The sequence below is a fragment of the Mycobacterium sp. E1214 genome, from assembly GCF_001666755.1.
Classification (GTDB): Bacteria; Actinomycetota; Actinomycetes; order Mycobacteriales; family Mycobacteriaceae; genus Mycobacterium.
In genome coordinates this window covers 1-18,281 of the sequence record NZ_LZJC01000005.1, presented here as the reverse complement: position 1 = coordinate 18,281, position 18,281 = coordinate 1, and the positions used below count along the sequence as shown (strand labels likewise).

Annotated in this window: 17 protein-coding genes and 1 riboswitch; of the genes, 8 read left to right on the top strand and 9 right to left on the bottom strand. The window is 69.5% G+C overall.

All coding sequences use genetic code 11. The annotated features are described in order from the left end of the window. Nucleotides 1-8 precede the first annotated feature (8 nt). The gene (locus A5700_RS00395) at nt 9-653 is read left to right on the top strand and encodes an SDR family oxidoreductase (protein ID WP_068067519.1); all 645 of its coding nucleotides are present in this window, start codon (nt 9-11) and stop codon (nt 651-653) included. 63 nt (nt 654-716) lie between these two features. Then, a riboswitch (cobalamin riboswitch) is annotated at nt 717-914 on the top strand. A gap of 151 nt (nt 915-1,065) precedes the next feature. Then, nucleotides 1,066-3,336 (top strand): 5-methyltetrahydropteroyltriglutamate--homocysteine S-methyltransferase, encoded by a 2,271-nt coding sequence (metE, locus tag A5700_RS00390; protein ID WP_068067516.1) that lies wholly within the window; start codon nt 1,066-1,068, stop codon nt 3,334-3,336. Between the two features lie 67 nt (nt 3,337-3,403). On the opposite strand, the gene A5700_RS00385 is transcribed toward metE, so the two are convergent. After that, nucleotides 3,404-5,125 carry a DUF3556 domain-containing protein gene (locus tag A5700_RS00385; RefSeq protein ID WP_068067513.1) on the bottom strand — a complete coding sequence of 574 codons (1,722 nt, stop codon included), beginning with the start codon at nt 5,123-5,125 and terminating at the stop codon, nt 3,404-3,406. Between the two features lie 218 nt (nt 5,126-5,343). Here A5700_RS00385 and A5700_RS00380 point away from each other — a divergent pair, with 218 nt between their 5' ends. Then, the gene (locus tag A5700_RS00380; protein ID WP_068067510.1) at nt 5,344-6,708 is read left to right on the top strand and encodes an FAD-dependent oxidoreductase; all 1,365 of its coding nucleotides are present in this window, start codon (nt 5,344-5,346) and stop codon (nt 6,706-6,708) included. A gap of 13 nt (nt 6,709-6,721) precedes the next feature. On the opposite strand, the gene A5700_RS00375 is transcribed toward A5700_RS00380, so the two are convergent. After that, on the bottom strand, nt 6,722-7,246 hold the full coding sequence (locus A5700_RS00375) for a DoxX family protein (protein ID WP_068067507.1): 525 nt from the start codon (nt 7,244-7,246) through the stop codon (nt 6,722-6,724). A 223-nt stretch (nt 7,247-7,469) separates the two neighbouring features. On the opposite strand from A5700_RS00375, the gene A5700_RS00370 reads away from it, so the two are divergent. Both A5700_RS00370 and A5700_RS00365 read left to right on the top strand, forming a co-directional pair. Beyond that, the gene (locus A5700_RS00370) at nt 7,470-9,047 is read left to right on the top strand and encodes a pyruvate, phosphate dikinase (RefSeq protein ID WP_068067505.1); all 1,578 of its coding nucleotides are present in this window, start codon (nt 7,470-7,472) and stop codon (nt 9,045-9,047) included. After that, nucleotides 9,044-9,658, top strand: coding sequence for a hypothetical protein (locus tag A5700_RS00365; RefSeq protein WP_068067573.1), 615 nt, complete (start codon nt 9,044-9,046; stop codon nt 9,656-9,658). The genes A5700_RS00370 and A5700_RS00365 overlap by 4 nt, the downstream gene beginning before the upstream one ends. A gap of 11 nt (nt 9,659-9,669) precedes the next feature. Here the strand turns inward: A5700_RS00365 and A5700_RS00360 are convergent, their stop codons facing one another. The 3 genes from A5700_RS00360 to A5700_RS00350 are packed head-to-tail and all read right to left on the bottom strand — an operon-like array spanning nt 9,670 to nt 12,113. Further along, complete coding sequence (locus A5700_RS00360) at nt 9,670-10,890, bottom strand: DUF1298 domain-containing protein (protein WP_068067502.1); 1,221 nt, start codon at nt 10,888-10,890, stop codon at nt 9,670-9,672. A 13-nt stretch (nt 10,891-10,903) separates the two neighbouring features. Continuing rightward, nucleotides 10,904-11,806 carry an alpha/beta fold hydrolase gene (locus tag A5700_RS00355; RefSeq protein WP_068067570.1) on the bottom strand — a complete coding sequence of 301 codons (903 nt, stop codon included), beginning with the start codon at nt 11,804-11,806 and terminating at the stop codon, nt 10,904-10,906. Nucleotides 11,807-11,840: 34 nt separating this feature from the next. Further along, on the bottom strand, nt 11,841-12,113 hold the full coding sequence (locus A5700_RS00350) for a hypothetical protein (protein WP_156670989.1): 273 nt from the start codon (nt 12,111-12,113) through the stop codon (nt 11,841-11,843). A gap of 137 nt (nt 12,114-12,250) precedes the next feature. Here A5700_RS00350 and A5700_RS00345 point away from each other — a divergent pair, with 137 nt between their 5' ends. Next, nucleotides 12,251-13,114 carry an alpha/beta fold hydrolase gene (locus tag A5700_RS00345; RefSeq protein WP_068067496.1) on the top strand — a complete coding sequence of 288 codons (864 nt, stop codon included), beginning with the start codon at nt 12,251-12,253 and terminating at the stop codon, nt 13,112-13,114. 11 nt (nt 13,115-13,125) lie between these two features. Here A5700_RS00345 and gnd read toward each other — a convergent pair whose 3' ends face one another. Further along, nucleotides 13,126-14,148: a phosphogluconate dehydrogenase (NAD(+)-dependent, decarboxylating) gene (gene gnd, locus A5700_RS00340; RefSeq protein WP_068067493.1), complete on the bottom strand. Its 1,023-nt coding sequence runs from the start codon at nt 14,146-14,148 to the stop codon at nt 13,126-13,128. Nucleotides 14,149-14,161: 13 nt separating this feature from the next. After that, the gene (locus A5700_RS00335) at nt 14,162-15,610 is read right to left on the bottom strand and encodes a glucose-6-phosphate dehydrogenase (protein ID WP_068067490.1); all 1,449 of its coding nucleotides are present in this window, start codon (nt 15,608-15,610) and stop codon (nt 14,162-14,164) included. A 119-nt stretch (nt 15,611-15,729) separates the two neighbouring features. Between A5700_RS00335 and A5700_RS00330 the strand changes: the two genes are divergently transcribed. Next, nucleotides 15,730-16,563, top strand: a complete 834-nt coding sequence (locus tag A5700_RS00330; protein WP_068067487.1) for an adenylate/guanylate cyclase domain-containing protein — start codon at nt 15,730-15,732, stop codon at nt 16,561-16,563. Here the strand turns inward: A5700_RS00330 and A5700_RS25785 are convergent. Further along, nucleotides 16,560-16,730 carry a hypothetical protein gene (locus A5700_RS25785; protein WP_156670988.1) on the bottom strand — a complete coding sequence of 57 codons (171 nt, stop codon included), beginning with the start codon at nt 16,728-16,730 and terminating at the stop codon, nt 16,560-16,562. The genes A5700_RS00330 and A5700_RS25785 overlap by 4 nt on opposite strands. A gap of 92 nt (nt 16,731-16,822) precedes the next feature. Between A5700_RS25785 and A5700_RS00325 the strand changes: the two genes are divergently transcribed. Then, entirely contained in the window at nt 16,823-17,503 is a 681-nt protein-coding gene (locus tag A5700_RS00325) for a guanylate cyclase (RefSeq protein WP_068204327.1), read from the top strand. A gap of 6 nt (nt 17,504-17,509) precedes the next feature. Here the strand turns inward: A5700_RS00325 and A5700_RS00320 are convergent, their stop codons facing one another. Then, nucleotides 17,510-17,833, bottom strand: coding sequence for a putative quinol monooxygenase (locus A5700_RS00320; protein ID WP_068065967.1), 324 nt, complete (start codon nt 17,831-17,833; stop codon nt 17,510-17,512). Nucleotides 17,834-18,281 lie beyond the last annotated feature (448 nt).

Sequence of the window (18,281 nt, the reverse complement as noted above, 5' to 3'; positions counted from 1 at the left end):
TCGGGAGCATGCCCCGCATCCTGATCATCGGCGGCCACGGCAAGGTCGCCTTGCAGTTGGCCCGCATCCTGACCGATCGCGGCGACGAGGTGACATCGGTCTTCCGCAACCCCGAGCATTCCGACGACGTCGCCGCCACCGGCGCGCGCCCGACGGTGGCGGACATCGAGCGCCTCGACACGGCCGCGCTGGCCGAGCTGCTGGGCGGCCACGACGCGGTGGTCTTCTCGGCCGGGGCCGGCGGCGGGGATCCGGCGCGGACGTACGCCGTGGACCGCGACGCGGCGATCCGGGTCGTCGATGCCGCCGAGCGGGCGGGGGTGCGCCGCTTCGTCATGGTGTCCTACTTCGGGGCCGGCCCGAATCATGGCGTGTCGCCGGATAATTCGTTCTACGCCTACGCTGAGGCCAAGGCGGCGGCCGACGAACACCTGCGTGCCAGCGGGTTGGACTGGACCGTGCTGGGCCCGGGCAAGCTCACGCTGGACGAACCGACGGGGCGCATCACCGTCGGCGCGCAGGGCAAGGGCGAGGTCTCGCGCGCCGACGTCGCGCAAGTCGCCGCCGCGGTGCTGGCCGACGACTCGACCATCGGCCGCACCATCGAGTTCAACAACGGCGAGACGCCCATCGCAGAAGCCCTGGGACGCTGAGTCGGCAACGGAGTAAGCTGCGCTACGCAGCTGGTCTGCCGTCGCCGCAACCGCGGCGTCGGCATCGAGCGAGGCAATGTTAGACGCGCTTTGCAAGAGGGAACCCGGTGGGAGTCCGGGACTGTCCCGCAGCGGTATGCAGGAACGACCGCCGTCACCAGCACTGGTCTTTGACGAAAGACTGGGAAGCGACGGCCATTAGGAGCACCACCCGGTGCGCGCCTGCGAGTCCGAAGACCTGCCAGCTGTGCCGGACGCGCCGCGTTCGGCCGGTTCATCGCCTCGTGGAATGGGCGTATGGCCTTCGCCGTTCGTGGTATGTGCCCGCACGAGTCATGGGGCGCGCACCCGGTACGGCTATGGCTGCGCGTCCGCAGGCGGTTGACCGCACCGTTGAACATAAGGACGAAAAGTGACCTCTCAGCCATTCACCGCCACGGTTATCGGATCCCCACGCATCGGCCCTCGACGCGAGCTCAAGCGCGCGACCGAGGGTTATTGGGCCGGACGAACCAGCCGCTCGGACCTGGAGTCCGTCGCCGCGACGTTGCGCCGCGACACCTGGGCCGGCCTCGTCGACGCCGGCCTGGACTCCGTCCCGGTCAACACCTTCTCCTACTACGACCAGATGCTGGACACGGCGGTGCTGCTGGGCGCGCTCCCGGCCCGGGCCGCGCAGGTCCCCGACGACCTGGACCGCTACTTCGCCGCGGCCCGCGGCAACGCCGACGTCGCGCCGCTGGAAATGACCAAGTGGTTCGACACCAATTACCACTACATCGTGCCGGAGATCGAGCCGTCGACCGCCTTCTCGCTCAATCCCGACAAGGTGCTCTCCGAGCTCAAAGAGGCGCTGGCACAGGGGGTTCCCGCGCGACCCGTCATCATCGGCCCGCTGACATTCTTGTTGCTCAGCAAAGGCGTCAAGGGCGGCGGCGCGCCCATCGACCGCCTCGAGGAGCTGGTGCCGATCTACACCGAGCTGCTCTCGCTGCTCGCCGACAACGGCGCGCAGTGGGTGCAACTCGACGAGCCCGCGTTGGTGACCGACATCTCCCCGGACGCACCGGCGCTCGCCGAGGCGGTCTACAACAAGCTTGGCGCGGCGACCAATCGGCCGGCCATCTTCGTCGCCACCTACTTCGGTGATCCCGGTGCGTCGCTGGCCGGCCTGGCGCGCACGCCGATCGAGGCTATCGGCGTCGACCTGGTCTACGGCGCCGACACCGCCGTCGCCGCGGTGCCGGAGTTGTCGGGCAAGACACTCGTCGCCGGTGTCGTCGACGGGCGCAACATCTGGCGCACCGACCTCGAGGCCGCGTTGGACAAGCTGGGCAGCCTCAGCGCGGCGGCGGCCGACATCGCGGTCTCGACGTCGTGCTCGACGCTGCATGTGCCGTATTCGCTTGCCCCCGAAACCGATCTGGACGACGCGCTGCGCAGTTGGCTCGCCTTCGGCCAGGAGAAGGTCGCCGAGGTGGTCACGCTGGCGCGCGCGTTGCGCGAGGGCCGGGACGCGGTGGCCGACGAGATCGCGGCCTCCAATGCCGCGGTGGCGTCCCGCGCGAGCGACCCGCGGTTGCACAACGACCGGCTGCGGTCGCGGCTCGACTCGATCGTCGCCACCGGGACACACCGCGGGGACGCCGCGCAGCGCCGGGTCAGCCAGACCGAGCGGCTGCAGCTGCCCCCGCTGCCCACCACCACGATCGGCTCGTACCCGCAGACGTCGGCGATCCGCAAGGCGCGGGCGGCGCTGCGCGCCGGCGAGATCGACGAGGCGGAATACCACGAGCGGATGCGCAAGGAGATCGCCGACGTCATCAAGCTGCAGGAGGACCTCGGCCTCGACGTGCTGGTGCACGGCGAACCGGAACGCAACGACATGGTGCAGTACTTCGCCGAGCAGTTGGACGGTTTCTTCGCGACGCAGAACGGCTGGGTGCAGTCCTACGGCAGCCGCTGCGTGCGCCCGCCGGTCCTCTACGGCGACGTCGTGCGCACGCACCCGATGACGGTCGAGTGGATCACCTACGCGCAGTCGCTCACCGACAAGCCGGTCAAGGGCATGCTGACCGGCCCGGTGACCATCCTGGCGTGGTCGTTCGTCCGCGACGACCAGCCGCTGGCCGACACCGCCTACCAGGTGGCGCTCGCGATCCGTGACGAGACCGTGGACCTGCAGTCCGCGGGCATCGCGGTGATCCAGGTCGACGAGCCGGCGCTGCGCGAGTTGCTGCCGCTGCGCCGCGCCGATCAGGACGAGTACCTGCAGTGGGCCGTCGGGTCCTTCCGGCTGGCCACCTCCGGGGTCGAGGATTCGACGCAGATCCACACGCACCTGTGCTACTCGGAGTTCGGCGAGGTGATCGGGGCCATCGCGGACCTCGACGCCGACGTGACGTCCCTCGAGGCGGCGCGCTCGCACATGGAGGTCCTCGACGACCTGAACTCGGTCGGCTTCTCCAACAGCGTCGGCCCGGGCGTCTACGACATCCACTCGCCGCGCGTGCCGAGCACCGCGGAGATGGCCGAGTCGCTGCGCGCGGCGCTCAAAGCAGTTCCAGCGCAACGGCTCTGGGTCAACCCCGACTGCGGGCTGAAGACCCGCAACGCCGACGAGGTGGCCGCGTCGCTGAAGAACATGGTGGCGGCCGCGCAGGAAGTCCGCGCCGAGAGTTAGGGTTTCGCGAGCGTAATCGCACCGCGGTTTTCCCGCGAGATTTTCGCGGTGGGATTACGCTCGCGGCCTACTCCGAGAGCACCTCGACGGGTACGTCGTCCGCCCACGGTTGCCGGGTCACCATGTCGGCGACTTTGACTGTGCCGCGCTCGAATTCGCCGGTCGCCGCGTCCACCAGGCGGTAGGACTGGGTCTGCTTGTGGATCGGCTGCGCGTCAAGCAGCACCACGCGCACCTCGCCCGGTTCGAAGCGGCACCGCTCCTGCAACGCGGCGATGAGCTGCTCGTTGTGCATGTGGCCGTCGCCGAAGTTCCAGCCGATGGCGGTGCTGCAGATGCGCTCGCCGTCGGTGAGGATGTAGTCCTCCTCGTTCTGGCCCGCCATGGCCCGGTGCGCGAGCGTGAACAGCGCACGACCGTGGGTGTTGAAGCCGCGAAACGCATATCCCATGTAGATCGGGATCTGCGCGGCCTCCGGGCTGCCGTAGAAGCGTTCCAGCTGGGCCTGCGGCATGCTCGCGATCGCGACGATGCCCCGGGTGATCTTGTCGTTTGCGGACGGCTTGATGCACCACAGCGTGGTGTCCCAGTTGCCGGCGTAGTAACGCATCCCCGGCAGGAACGAGACCTTGCGGGGAAACAGGTTGCCCAGCACCACGATTCCGGCGACGACGACGAACAGAACACCCACGAGCACCGGGTGCCGCAGATCCGCCAGGCCCAGCCGGGCGTGCGCGACGAACAACGCCAGCACGCCGTAGATCATGAACACGTTCCACTCCAGCGGCACCCCCATCGGTATCGAGACGAGGATGCCCAGGTGGAAGCAGACCATCACGATGGCGGCCACCGTGATGGGCCAGCCACTGTGGCAGAAGAACAACGGCAGCGGCACCAGCATCTCGATGGCCGTGCTGACGTGCGCCAACCACCGCGACAGCCGGCCGGGCCGCAGGTCGTCCGGAAACTTCTCGAAGAAGCGCCGTTTGAGCCAGCGCGGCCGCACCAGCGGGTTGTTGGACATCATCGTGGAGATGACGAACGGAAAGTGCTTGTTGAGCTTCGACGTCGCCGCGCCCATCCAGATGACGAGGAACACGACCTTCGATCCGACGATCATGTCGACCCCACCGAACAGGAAGGTCACCGCCATGCTCGCGTACACCTCGCCGCGGGCGGCCAGGAAGATCACCTTGTCGCGCAGCCCCAGCACCGCCAACAACAGCAGGATCAGCACGACCTCCCACTCGGGCAGCAAGCCGACCCTGGTGCCCAGCTCCGGCACCGGCCCGGTGCCATCGGAGATCAACGCGCCCAGAAGAACGAGCAGAAACAGGCCGTAGAGACCGACGTCGAGCGGGGTGCGCTTGGTGCCCCTGGTCATCGGCACCCGATCCGGCCACGGTGGCAGCCTGATGGTGCCGAACCGCAACCAGTACAGGATCGAACCCATGGGCGGGAAAAAGCGGTTGTTGAGCGGCCCGAACCCGCATCCCAGGCCGACCACCTCGAACAGCATCGTGTAGAGCACGACCTTCTCGAACACGATCGGCTCCGACCACCAGGATCGCCCGGTGAACCCGTCAATGCCGTTGGTGGTCAACGCGAACAGGTAGGCGCCGAGGATGTAGAGCAGGATCTTGACGACGTAGAACAGGTGCAGCACCACCGGCGTGCCGAAGCCGACCTCGGCCCAGTGCTTGGCCATCGGGCGGATCTTCTCGCTGCGGGTGCCCTTGGACCATTCGGCCATGTCGAGCTGCGGCAGCTCGGGCTTCAGAAATCCCATGGTTGTTCACACTAGAACGCGTTCTAGCCGCACGCGTCGAACTTCGGACGCCCGGCCGAAGATTCCCGTCGAATTTCCATGGCCCGTTGCGCGGCGTTTCCCGACCGGCGACCCAGTCGCGCCGTATCGGGGCGGGCGAATTCTGCGTGAACCCACTCCGGCTGCGGGGGCCACCGGTGTAGTTTGCTGCTAGGGCGGGGCCAGGTGAGGAGCCAGTCGTGTCAGAGGTAGATTTTTGCGTGGTCGGCGCCGGTTTCGCGGGCCTGACGGCCGCCCTCCGCCTGCACCGGGCCGGCCACTCGGTGGCCTTGCTGGAAGCGCGCGACAGGGTCGGCGGCCGCACGTTCACCGAGTACCGCCCGGACGGGACATGGATCGACCGCGGCGGTGCCTGGGTGGGGCCGGGCCAAGACCGCATCCACGCCTTGATGCGCGAGTTCGGCGTGGCGGAGTACAAGCAGCACAACGACGGCGACGCGATGATGATCATCGACGGCTCGGCGCACCGGTACGGCGGCACCATTCCGTGGACCATGAGCCCGTGGGCGGTCGCCAACCTGGGCGTGGGATTGCTGTCGATCGAACGGATGTGCAAGCAGGTCCCGCGCGAAGCCCCTTGGGAGGCAACGCATGCCGCCGAATGGGACCGCATCAGCCTGGGGGAATGGATCGAGCGGAACACCGCATCCCGCCAGGCGCGCCAGATGCTGGACATGGCGCTGGCCGGCGCCTACACCTCGGCGGCGTCGGAGACGTCGCTGTTGTGGTGCCTGCTGCAGATGGGCTCGGCCGGCGGCCCCACCTTCGTGATTTCCGGCGCGGGCGGCTCCCAGGATGCCCGGCCGGTCGGCGGGATGGGCGCCGTCTACGGGCCCATCGCCGCGGAACTGGGCGACACGGTGCACCTTTCGCGGCCGGTCCGGCGCATCGCCCAGGACGCCGACGGCGTGACGGTCAGCGCGGACGGGATGACGGTGCGGGCCCGGCGGGTCGTCGTGGCGATCCCGCTGGCGGTCGCGAGCTCGATCGTCTACGAGCCGGCGCTGCCGGTGGACCGCGCGATGCTGCATCAGCGGATGCCGGGCGGCGCGGTCGTCAAGGCGTCGGTCGTCTACGACGAGCCGTTCTGGCGGTACGACGGGCTGTCCGGCCAGTCGGCCGCACCTGGCACGTTGGCGACGCTGACCATCGACGCGTGCACCGACACCGGCGAACCCGGGATCATGTGCGTGATCACCGAGGGGCCGGCGGCGCGTCGGCTGACCTCGCTCGGCGAGGCCGAGCGCAGGGCCGCGATCGTCGGCGAGCTGACCGCCCGGTTCGGCGAGAAAGCCCGGTCGCCGCGGGAGTACCACGAACAGAACTGGACCACCGACCGCTATGCGGGCGGTGGCATGATCAGCCACGCCCCGACCGGGGTGTTGACCGAGTTCGGCCACACCCTTCGTCCGCCGTGCGGCCGGATCCACTGGGCCGGGACGGAGAGCTCGGCGGTCATGTGCGGGTGGATCGACGGCGCGGTCCGCTCCGGCGAGCGCGCCGCCGCCGAGGCACACGACGCCGAGACCGCGGCGGTCGGATGACGCCGCGGAGCGGCTAGCCCGCGGCCTGCTTGGCCGGCGGTCGATAGAAGATCGCCAGTTGGCCGATCGCGCCGGCGAGGCCTAGACCCGCCGAGATCGCCAGGCCCTGCCAGCCGTCCAACCAGTTCTTGCCGAAGATCAGCCAGTCCAGGCTGTAGCGGCCCGCGCCCACCGTGGCGACCGCGACGGCGCTGACGGCCAGGACCAGGTTGTACTCCCAACCCTCTTTGACGATGAAGAAGCCGTTGGCGCGGTGCACCGTCCACGCCGCCACCAGCATCAACGACACGAACCCCGCAGCCGGAATGGGGGTGAGCAACCCCGCGGCCAAGCCCAGCCCCGCCGCCATCTCGGTGCTGGCCGCCACGGTCGCGTGGAATTTGCCCGGCTTCATGCCGATGCTCTCGAACCACCGCGCGGTGCCGGGGATGCGGCCGCCGCCGAAGAACTTGTTGTAGCCGTGCGCGGCCAGCGTCACGCCCAGCACCAGCCGCAGGATCAGCAGCCCGACGTCGTGGAAAGTGTCATACGGAGCCATATCTGTAAACCTAGATCATGGGCCCGGCGCCAGACCAGGAGCGGCCAAACCGGCCGCCAACCAGCTACGTCGCTTAAACCGCTGGTCCGTGTGGGACCATAACGGCGTTCGCCCGTCCAAACCCGAGACCCCGAGGGGGTGCACCACGGCTCGCACCGCGCCAGGCAGCGGCGCCCACCACCAGGCGGCAAGCGGCCGGGGGGCCGCCGCCCTCGAGCACTCGGTGGTGTTGCTGGACGGCACGGCGGGCCACCCCCGCGAGCTGTTGGGCAACAAGGGCCACGGCATCGAGGCCATGCGCCGCGAACGGCTGCCGGTGCCGCCGGCGTTTTGCATCACCACCGCGGTGGGGCTGCGCTACCTCGCCGATCCGCAAAACACCATGGACGCGATCTGGGACGACGTGCTCGCCCGGATGGCCTGGCTGGAGTCCGAGACCGGGCGCACCTTCGGGCGGGGCCCGCGCCCGCTGCTGGTCAGCGTGCGCTCGGGTGCCACCCAGTCGATGCCCGGCATGATGGACACCATCCTCAACGTCGGCATGAACGACGGCGTCGAGCGCGCGCTGGCCGCCGCCGGCGGCCAGGATTTCGCGCGCGACACCCGCCGCCGGTTCACCGAGATGTACCGGCGCATCGTCGGCGGTGAACGGCGCCCGATACCCACCGACCCGTACGCGCAGCTGCGCTCGGCGATCGAGGCCGTGTTCGCGTCGTGGAACTCCCCGCGCGCGGTGGCCTACCGCGCCCACTACGGCCTCGACGACGGGCACGGGACCGCGATCGTGGTGCAGGCCATGGTGTTCGGCAACGACGGACCGAATTCGGGTGCGGGAACGTTCTTTTCGCGCAACCCGATCACCGGTGACAGTGAACCGTTCGGCGAGTGGCTGCCGGGCGGTCAGGGCGACGACGTGGTATCCGGTTCGGTCGCCGTCGAGCCGATCGCGGCGCTGCGCGACGAACAACCGGGCGTCTACCACGAACTGGTGAGTGCGGGGCACGCGTTGGAGCGGCTGCACTCCGACGTCCAGGAGATCGAGTTCACCGTCGAGGGCGGCACCCTGTGGTTGCTGCAGACGCGGGCGGCGGAACGGTCGGCGCAGGCGGCGGTGCGGCTGGCGCTGCAACTGCGCCGCGAGGGGCTCATCGACGACGTCGAGACGCTGCGGCGGGTCACCCCGGCCCACGTGCAGACCCTGCTGGCGCCCGCCTTGCAGCCCGAAACCCGATTGGCGGCAAAGCTATTGGCCCAGGGGCTGCCGGCCTGCCCGGGTGTGGCGACCGGAACGGCGTACACCGACGTCGACGAGGCGCTGCGCGCCGCCGAACGCGGTGAGCGGGTGATCCTGGTCCGCGACCACACTCGCCCCGACGACGTGTCGGGCATGCTGGCCGCCGACGGCATCGTCACCGAGGTCGGTGGCGCCACCAGCCACGCGGCGGTGGTCAGTCGCGAGCTGGGCCGCGTGGCCGTGGTGGGCTGCGGCCCCGGCGTGGCGGCCGCCTTGGCCGGCAGGCAGATCACCGTCGACGGCGCCAAAGGTGAGGTGCGCGAAGGGCAGTTGCCGTTGTCGGCGTGGTCGGAGAGCAACACCGCCGAGCTGCGCGCGCTGGCCGACATCGCGCGGCGGATCAGCCCGTTGCGCGCCCACGCCGCCGGGGAGCACGCGCGGCTGGACGACGTGTCCGAGGCGGCGGTGCGTGACGCGCTCAACGACGGCCGCCTCGACGTGGTCTCGGCCGCCCCGCTGACCGTCATGCTGACGGCCCTGCGCCTTCAATGGCGGTCGGCGTCGTGACGGAACTGGGCGTGCTGCAAGCGGTCCGGCTTAAGGGACGGGTCAAGCCCGACGAGCTGGCCGCGACGCTGGGAGCCGACCCCGATGACGTCGCGGCGGCGACCCGGCGGCTCACCGAGTCCGGATTCCTCATCGCGGACGCGACGCTGCGGATCAGCAGCGAGGGGCGCGCCCGGCTCGAGGCCCTGCTCACCGAGGAACGGCGGGCCGTCGACTCCACCGCGATGACCGCCGCGTACGAGCACTTCGGTTCGGTGAACGGCGATTTCAAGCGCGTGGTCACGGACTGGCAGCTCAAGGGCGGCCCCGGCGGCGTTCCCAACGGCCATGACGACGCCGAGTACGACGCCGCCGTCTTGGCCCGCCTCGACGGCGTGCACGCGCGCGTGCTGCCCATCATCGAGGCCGCCGCGGCGCAGGTGCCGCGGTTGGCGGCCTACGCGGACAAGCTCGGGGCGGCGCTCGACAGGGTCAAGTCCGGCGAGACCGCCTGGCTGACCAGGCCGCTGGTGGACTCCTATCACACCGTGTGGTTCGAGCTGCACGAAGAGCTGATCGGCGCGGCCGGCCTGACGCGCGAGCAGGCGGCGCGCTCCGGCGACGCGCACTGACCCCGCGACAGCTACAGCGCGGCGTCGAGCAGCCGCAGGTATTCGTCGATGTCGGCGACCGCCGACGCGGCGGCGTGCACGCTGATCGCGATCGTGTCACCGATGCCGTGGACGCCGTGCACCAATCCCATCGCCGGTGACAACGCAGGGTAGCCGGCGGTGAGCACCACCCGTCCCTCGCCGAACCGCAGGTCGGCCGGCCCACGGTTGACGCTGGACACCACGGTGTTGCCGGACACCCCGGCCGGCCGGGCGTCGGCATCGAATTGCCCTACGCCCCAACGCAATAGCGGCGCCGGGACGGCGGCGAAGGCGCGGTCGGCGGCTCGCGCCGCGGGGTGTTCCTGGCGACGGCGGCCGGCCGCCAGCTCCGCGGCGATCCGTTCCGCCCTCACGTCTGGGGCCAGCCCGGGATAGAGCCCCACCGCGACGCTGCCGAAATGATTATTCGCTTGCCGTGTACCGGGTTTGGACATCGGCACCTCGGCGCCCAGCGAGTCGGCGCCGGCACCGAGCAGTTCGGAGAGCGCCGTCGACACCGCAACCAGCGCGCTCACCGTGACGGTCGGGCCGCGCAACTGCGAGCGATGCCGCACCAGCGTGCGTACCGAGCGGGCGCCCGCCGGGCGCGTGTTGGTCGCAAGCAGCGGCCGCGGCCCCGGGCCGGCGGTCAGCGACCCGGCGCGGATGTCGCGCACGAGTTGGCGATGGGCGCGCGCCGCCCCGGCGGCGCGCCGCAGGAAACACCCGGGCCGGGCGGGCGCCACCGCGGGCACCGGGGTGGGCCGGCCGAACAGCCAACCGGCCAGCGCCGCGCCGCGGGCGCCGTCGGCCAGCGCGTGCGGCAGCTGCAGCACCGTCACGGTCCCCGCGCCGTCGACCCCGGGGATGCCGAACACCGGCGCGAAAACGTGTAACCGCCACGGCACCCGGCGCAGGTCCAGCTGGTCGTCGGCGAGGGCGGCGACAGCCGCCAGGCAGGCGCCCCAACTGGGCTCGGCGAGGTCGTGGCGGAGCACCGCCTCCGCGGCCGCATCCGCGGGCACCCACCGAGGGTAGACCAGCGGGCCGCGGTCTCGCAGGCGCACCGACAGGGCGGGGCAAGCGCGGGCCCGCTGCCGCAACCGCTTGATGGCGTCGGCGCAGTCGGCGGCGTCGAAGGCGTACAACAGGAACTCGTCGTTGGGCACCTTCGCCGAGATCCAGTAGAACTGCGCGTCGACGGCGGCCATCCGGGCCACGGCGTCAGCCGGGGGAGCCGGTGAACGCCAGCACCAGGTCGGCCACCTTGTCCGGCTTTTCGAGCTGCAGGAAGTGCCCGGCGCGATCGACCACGGCGACCCGGCTGCCCGGGGGCAACGCCCGCTCCGTCCAGCGGGCGAACGCCGGCGTCATGCAGCCGTCGTCACGCCCGTGCAGGTACAGGCACGGTAACACGGGCTCCTTGGTCCACAGTCGATTCAGCTCGGCGTACCGCGCCGACGGCCGCCGGCCACGCAGGGCGCGGTAGGGCCCCAGCGCGGCGCGCCAGCTCTCCGGCGTCCCGATCGCCGCGTCCACGTGGCGCAGGTCCTCGTCGGCGCGGTACCCCGGCGACCAGCGTCGCCACAGCAGCGGCAGGACCCACGACGCGGACCGCTCGGGAAGCCAGGGGACTTGGAAATACATGATGTACCAGCTGCGAAACACTTGGCGCCCCAGGTGGCCGGCAAGCCGGCCGCGGTCGGCGACACCGCTCGCGCGCCGGAAGGCCACCGACGGCGGCACCGACATGATCGCGGCCTTAGTGAAGGGGCTGTCGGGCATCGCCGCCAGGCCGGTCGCGGCCATCGCACCCCAGTCGTGGCCGATCACCACGTCCCGGTCGGTGCCGCCCGCCGCCTCGCGCACTCGCAGGGCGTCGTCCATCAACGCGCCGACGTGATAGCTGCCGTCGGTCGGGATCGCGGACGGCGCGTAGCCGCGCATGAAGGGTGCCACCACGCGCCAGCCCGCGTCGGCGAGCCGGGGCGCGAGCTTGCGCCAGCCGTAGGCGGTGTCGGGGAAGCCGTGCAGGCACAGCGCCAGGGGCGCGCCGGGCGGCCCCCAGGTGAGTGCCTTCAGGTTCCCGGCGGGCCCGTCCACGTCGATCCAGCCCGGTTCAGCCATGTCCACTCCCTGCTCGACGTCCGCAGGGACCAACCTAACCTGTGCGGTCCCGGGGTGCACCGACCCCGGCGCCCAACGCGCGAGATCGCTTGTCTGGCAGGGTGTTTCGCGGTCGTTCGGGTAACGCGGGCACCAGGTCGGCGACGACGATCGTGCGCATTCCCCCACGTTCCCGCCGCCGCGCCGTCAGCTCTCCGATCGGCTCCTTGAGCCGGTCCGGGCTGACCTTAAGAAACACCGAGACGTAGGACTCGGCCGCTTCCTCCGGGTTGCGGTCGAACGACGACGTCGGGCTGACCGATGGCACGGTCGCGGCGACCGCCTTCCTCCTCAGGGGATCCGACGGCGAATCGTGCACCCGATGGACACGAGCGGGAAGGGAAAATTCACCGCGCCGTCGCCCCTGCGGGGCAGCCTCGATCGAAGTGGGTAACGTCACGTCGCATGAATACCGTCAGCACCAGCCCCGAGACGGTGCAGTTCGCCGGGGCCGGCGGGATCACCCTGGTCGCCGACGAGTGGAATCGCGGCACGGCCGGCGGCGGGCGGCCGAGCATCCTGATGCTGCACGGCGGCGGCCAGAACCGGTTCTCGTGGAAGCACACCGGCCAAACCCTGGCCGACGAGGGGTTGCACGTGGTGGCGCTGGACTCCCGCGGGCACGGGGACAGCGACCGCGCACCCAACGCCGACTACGACGTTGAGACGCTGACGGCCGACGTCCTGCACGTGTTGGAGGCGATGGGGAGGCCGGCGACCATCATCGGCGCCAGCATGGGCGGGTTGACCGGGATCCTCGCCGCGCACCGGGCGGGCCCGGCGAACGTCACCCGGCTGGTGCTCGTCGACGTGGTTCCCCGCTTCGAGAAGGGCGGCAGCGCGCGCATCCGCGACTTCATGTTGAGCGGCATCGACGGGTTCGACTCGCTCGAGCAGGCCGCCGACGCCGTCGCCGCGTACCTGCCCCACCGCACCAAGCCGCGCAGCCCCGAGGGCCTGAAGAAAAACCTGCGCCTGCGCGACGGCCGCTGGTACTGGCACTGGGACCCCGCGTTCATGACCAAGCCCGGCGACGATCCCGAGTTGCGCACCGAGAAGTTTGAGCAGGCCGCCAAGAGCCTGACCATCCCCGTGCTGCTGATCCGCGGCAAGCTCTCCGACGTCGTGAGCCTGGAAGGCGTGCGGCACTTCCTGGCCACCGTGCCGCGCGCCGAATTCGTCGAGCTGTCCAACGCCGGGCACACGGCGGCCGGCGACGACAACGATGCCTTCAGCGCCGCGGTGGTGAAGTTCGTCAAGCGCTCCTGACGCGGCCGCGGCTAGTTCGCCGGTTTCTCGGCGTGCCCCCCGAACTGCTTGCGCATCGCCGACAACGCCTTGTTCGCGAAGTCGTCCAGCGACCGCGAGGCGAACCGGGACTGCAGGGCGGTGGTAAGCACCGGCGACGGGACGCCCTCGTCGATCGCCGCGATCGCGGTCCAGCGGCCCTCCCCGGAGTCGGAGACCCGCCCGGAGAATTCCTTGAGGTCCGGCGAGTCGTACAGGGCGATCGCGGTCAGGTCCAGCAACCAGGAACCGATGACGCTGCCCCGCCGCCACACCTCGGCGACCTCGGGGATGTTGAAATCGTATTGGTAGAACTCGGGATTCGACAGGGGCGCGGTTTCCGCGTCGCCCTGCTGGATGTGCTTGCCGATGTCGGCGTTACGCAGAATGTTTAGGCCCTCGGCCAGCGAGGCCATCATCCCGTACTCGATCCCGTTGTGCACCATCTTCACGAAGTGGCCCGCCCCGGCGGGGCCACAATGCAGGTAACCCTTTTCGGGTTGCGCGATCTCACCGTCGCGCCCCGGTGTGCGCGGCGCCGCGTCCACCCCGGGCGCCACGGTGGCGAAGATGGGCTCGGCCCGCTCGAACGCCTCGTCGTCGCCGCCGATCATCAGGCAGTAGCCACGCTCGCGGCCCCACACGCCACCGCTGGTGCCGCAGTCGAGGAGATGAATCCCCCTCTCCGACAGCGTCTTTGCGTGACGAATGTCGTCGCGATAGTAGGAGTTACCGCCGTCGATCACGATGTCGCCGGACTCCAGTGTCTTGGCGAGCTCGTCGATCACGCCCGTGGTGATCGTTCCGGCCGGCACCATCACCCACACCACGCGGGGCGCCGTCATCTTCTCGGCGAGCTCCTTCAGGGAGGACACGCCGGTGGTCCGCTCCTCCCCCGCCATCGCCTTGACGGCGTCCGGGTTGTGGTCGTACACCACGCATTCGTGTCCACCGTCAGCGACGCGGCGCACGATGTTGGCGCCCATCCGGCCGAGGCCGATCATCCCGAGCTGCATCTGTCGGTTCTCCTTACTGCTGCGATGACTGCGATGACTGTGCCGGCTGCGCGCGCTTCGGCAGCCATGGTTGTTGCCAATGGTGATCACCGTGCAGCAATGACCGCGCGGCGTCGGGCCCCCACGAGCCCTGGTCGTAGTGGTGGATGCGGCTCGGCTTGTCCAGCAGGGGCTGGACGATGCGCCAGGTTTCCTCGATGGCGTCTTCACGGGCGAACAGCTGACGGTCCCCGATGATCGCGGCGTGCAACAGCCGTTCGTACGGCCGCACCGCCTCGCCCAGGTCCTCGGCAAACGAGGAGTCCAGGTGCACGTCATGCCACGAGTCCCCGGCCTGGGCCGACAGCTGCAACCGCATGCCGGGGTCTGGGTCGATGCGCAACACGATCTGGTTCGGCTCCGGCGGGCGACGGTTCGGCAGGAACGAGAACCCGGGGACGTGGTGCAAGAACATGCGGACCTCGGTGACCCGTTCGGGCAGCGCCTTGCCGGCGCGCAGGAAGATGGGCACGCCGGCCCAGCGCCAATTGTCGATCTCGGTCCGCAGCGCGATGAACGTCTCGGTCTGCGAATCCTCGGCCACCCCGGGCACGTCGGTGTAGCCGCGGTACTGGCCGCGCACGCAGCGCTGGGGGTCGAGCGCCGGCATGGCCCGGAACACCTCGGCCTTTTTGTCGTTGAGGTCGTCGTCGCCGGGACCGACGGGCGGCTCCATGGCCACCAGAGCGAGGACCTGCAGCAGGTGGTTCTGCACGACGTCGCGCAACGTGCCGACGGCGTCGTAGAACTTGCCGCGGTCCTCGATGCCGAAGTCCTCGGCCATGGTGATGTGGATTTCGGAGATGCTGTCGCGATCCCACAACTTGGCGAGCGCGTTGTTGGCGAAGCGGAGATACTGCAGTTCCTCGACGGGCTGTTTGCCGAGAAAGTGGTCGACGCGCAGGATCTGGTCCTCGTCGAGCACCGCGCGCAGCCTGGCGTTCAGGTCGCGCGCGGACGCGAGGTCGTGACCAAACGGCTTCTCCACCGCGACGCGCGCACACTCCAAAAGGTCTGCCTTGGCGAGGTTTTCGACGATCGGCGCGAACAACGACGGCGGCATCTCCAAGTAGTACAGCGGCCGACAGTCGGATCCGATCAGCTTGGCCAGCTCGCCGTAGAGCTTGTCGTCGGTGACGTCGCCGTGCACGTAGGACAACCGGCTCGCAAGTCGCTGGAACACCTTATCGTCGAAGTCCTCACCGGACGCCGTGATCGCATCGCGGGCCCGCTTGACCACGTCGTCTTTGGAGATGTCGTCACTGGCCACGCCGATGATGGGGAAGTCGAGCAGGTCGCGAGCCTCCAGCCGGTATAGCGCGCGATAGGTCATCTTGCGGGCGAGGTCGCCGGTGATGCCGAAAATGACCAACTTGTTCGAAGCTTCGTCGGAACCGTTGTCCGCCGAACCGCTGTCAGCCAAGCCCGCACCTCCCGAAAGTGAACGAACACGTCTGACATGCACTACCCGCGGCGGACGGAGTCAACACTAGACACTGCGTATAGGCCCGACAACTTCAACGGTCCGCGCCCTTTGCAAGGATGACGGGCATGGCTGATGCGCTGCACGTCGCGGTCTACCTTCTGGGCGGCCTCGCGGCGTTGGAGACCGGCGCGATCGCGGTGCTGGCGGTACTGCTGGCGCGCAGCCGTCGCGAGGTCGAAGAGCTCCAGCAACGCACCGACACCCGCAACCGGTTGCTGTCGGGCGGTCGCGAGGCCCTCAAAACCGTGTGGAACACCGCCAACCTGATGCGCAAGGAGGGCTTCGGGGCCGCCGTGCGCAGTTCCATCGAGGACCTCGCCGATTGGGCGGAGGTGGAGCGTCCCGACCTGGCCCGCGTCACGCCGGACGGCCGGGTGGTGATCTTGTTCTCCGACATCGAAGAATCGACCGCCCTCAACGAACGGATCGGCGACCGCGCCTGGGTCAAGCTCATCAGCTCGCACGACAAGCTCGTCTCGGATCTGGTGCAGCGGCGATCCGGGCATGTGGTCAAAAGCCAGGGTGACGGGTTCATGATCGCGTTCGCCCGCCCCGAACAGGCGGTGCGGTGCGGCATCGACGTCCAGCGCGCCCTGCGCAAGGACGCGAAACGCAAGCGGCACGAAGAGATTCGAGTACGAATCGGCATTCACATGGGCCGGTCGGTGCGCCGCGGCGACGACCTGTTCGGCCGCAACGTGGCCATGGCGGCGCGCGTCGCCGCCCAGGCGGTGGGCGGCGAAGTGCTGGTGAGTGAGCCGGTGCGCGACGCCGTCGCCGATTGCGACGACATCCGGTTCGACAAGGGCCGCAAGGTCGAGCTGAAGGGGTTCACGGGGGACCATCGCCTGTTCGCCGTCGACATCGGGACCGACCCCGACCCGGACTAACGAGCCGGATTCGCCGCCTCGTATTCGGCGAGCCGTTGATGCAGCCGGGACCGGACCTCGTCGGGCGTGTAGGCGCGCCGCTTGCGCTGGTCGCGCGCCACCAGCACGCCGCCGGCGACGACGCCCGCGGCCCCCGCCAGGCCCACCCACTTCCAGATGCTGCGCATGCGAGCCAGGCTATTCGCAGCCGGATCCGGTGCCCGCACGGTGTGGTTAACTTGTCTGCCCAGACACGGACCCGCGCACCTTAGGCCCTATGATGCTGACCCTCGATCAGGCGCTCAATGAGACTCGCACGGGCGACCTTTGGCTGTTCCGCGGACGCTCCGGTCCCGACCGCGCAATCCAGACGCTGACGAACGCGCCGGTCAATCACGTCGGCATGACGGTAGCCATCGACGACCTGCCACCGTTGATCTGGCATGCCGAATTGGGCGACAAGCTCGTGGATTTGTGGACCGGTACCCCGCACCGGGGGGTACAGCTCAACGACCTGCGGCAGGCGGTCCTGCAGTGGGCCGACCGCTACCACCAGCGGTGCTGGCTGCGTCAACTGACGCCGTACGCGACCCGGGAGCAGGAGAACAAACTGCTGCGCGTCATCGCCCGCATGGACGGCACCGCGTTCCCCACCACCGCGCGGCTCACCGGTCGTTGGATTCGCGGCCGGATTCCGACGATCAACGACTGGGTGCGGGGAATCCCGTTGGTCGACAACAAGGTTCGCGGGCAGACCCGGCGCCGCCGTGCGGACCGCGCGATGAGCCTGTCCACCGCCTACTGCGCGGAGACGGTGGCCATCACCTACGAGGACATGGGCCTGCTCGACACCGACAAGGACGCGAATTGGTTTGACCCTGGCAAGTTTTGGAGCGGCGACACGCTGCCCCTCGCGCCGGGCTACCGACTCGGCGACGAGATCGAGGTTGCCGTCGGTTGAGGTCGGTCAGTCGACCGACATCTCCCCCATCGTCGACCACCCCGTCGCGTCGATCGTCTGACTGATGATCTTGGGCGTGGCCGTCAGCGCCTGCGGCAGCTCCCGCATCGCCCGCGCGAAGTGGTCACTGTTGACGTGGGCGCCGCCCGCGGCGTCGTCACGAAACGCCTCCACCAACACGTACTCGGCGGGGTTATCCAGGCCGCGTGACCATTCGAACCACAGGTTGCCCTCCTCGGCGCGCGTGGCGGCGGTGAACGATGCCACCAGGTCGGGCCAACGCTCCGTCCACTCGGGCTTGGTCTCGAACTTGACGACGATGAAGATCATCTGCCGATCACCCCGCTGGTTGCGTGACGCCCGCGCGGTCCCTGGCGGGCGAGCCCAGCATATCCGCCAGGGGACCGCCCCTGCCAAGCCAAATTTGGCAACGCCGGCAGCAAACCAGAACTAATTGCACATCCGCGGCGGTCGACAAGCGGCAATACCGTTGCCTATTTCACCCGCTCGGGTGGCGTGGCTCACAGCACGTCATCAAATCGCTAGACGTCACTTGCCGCGCCGGCGCTATCGCTTAGCCAAGCCGAATTGCGTTTGCCGGTACCCCGAAATACTTCGCGATTCGGCTACATCCCACTTCGCCATTCCCAAATGGACGGCTCATCGAATCAGGGCGCCGGCGGCGCGGGCGCCCCGGCGTCGACCGATTGGGGCACAGATTTTGGACACGGTACTTGGACTGTCAGTGACGCCGGCCGCCGTTGGGTGGGTGCTCGCT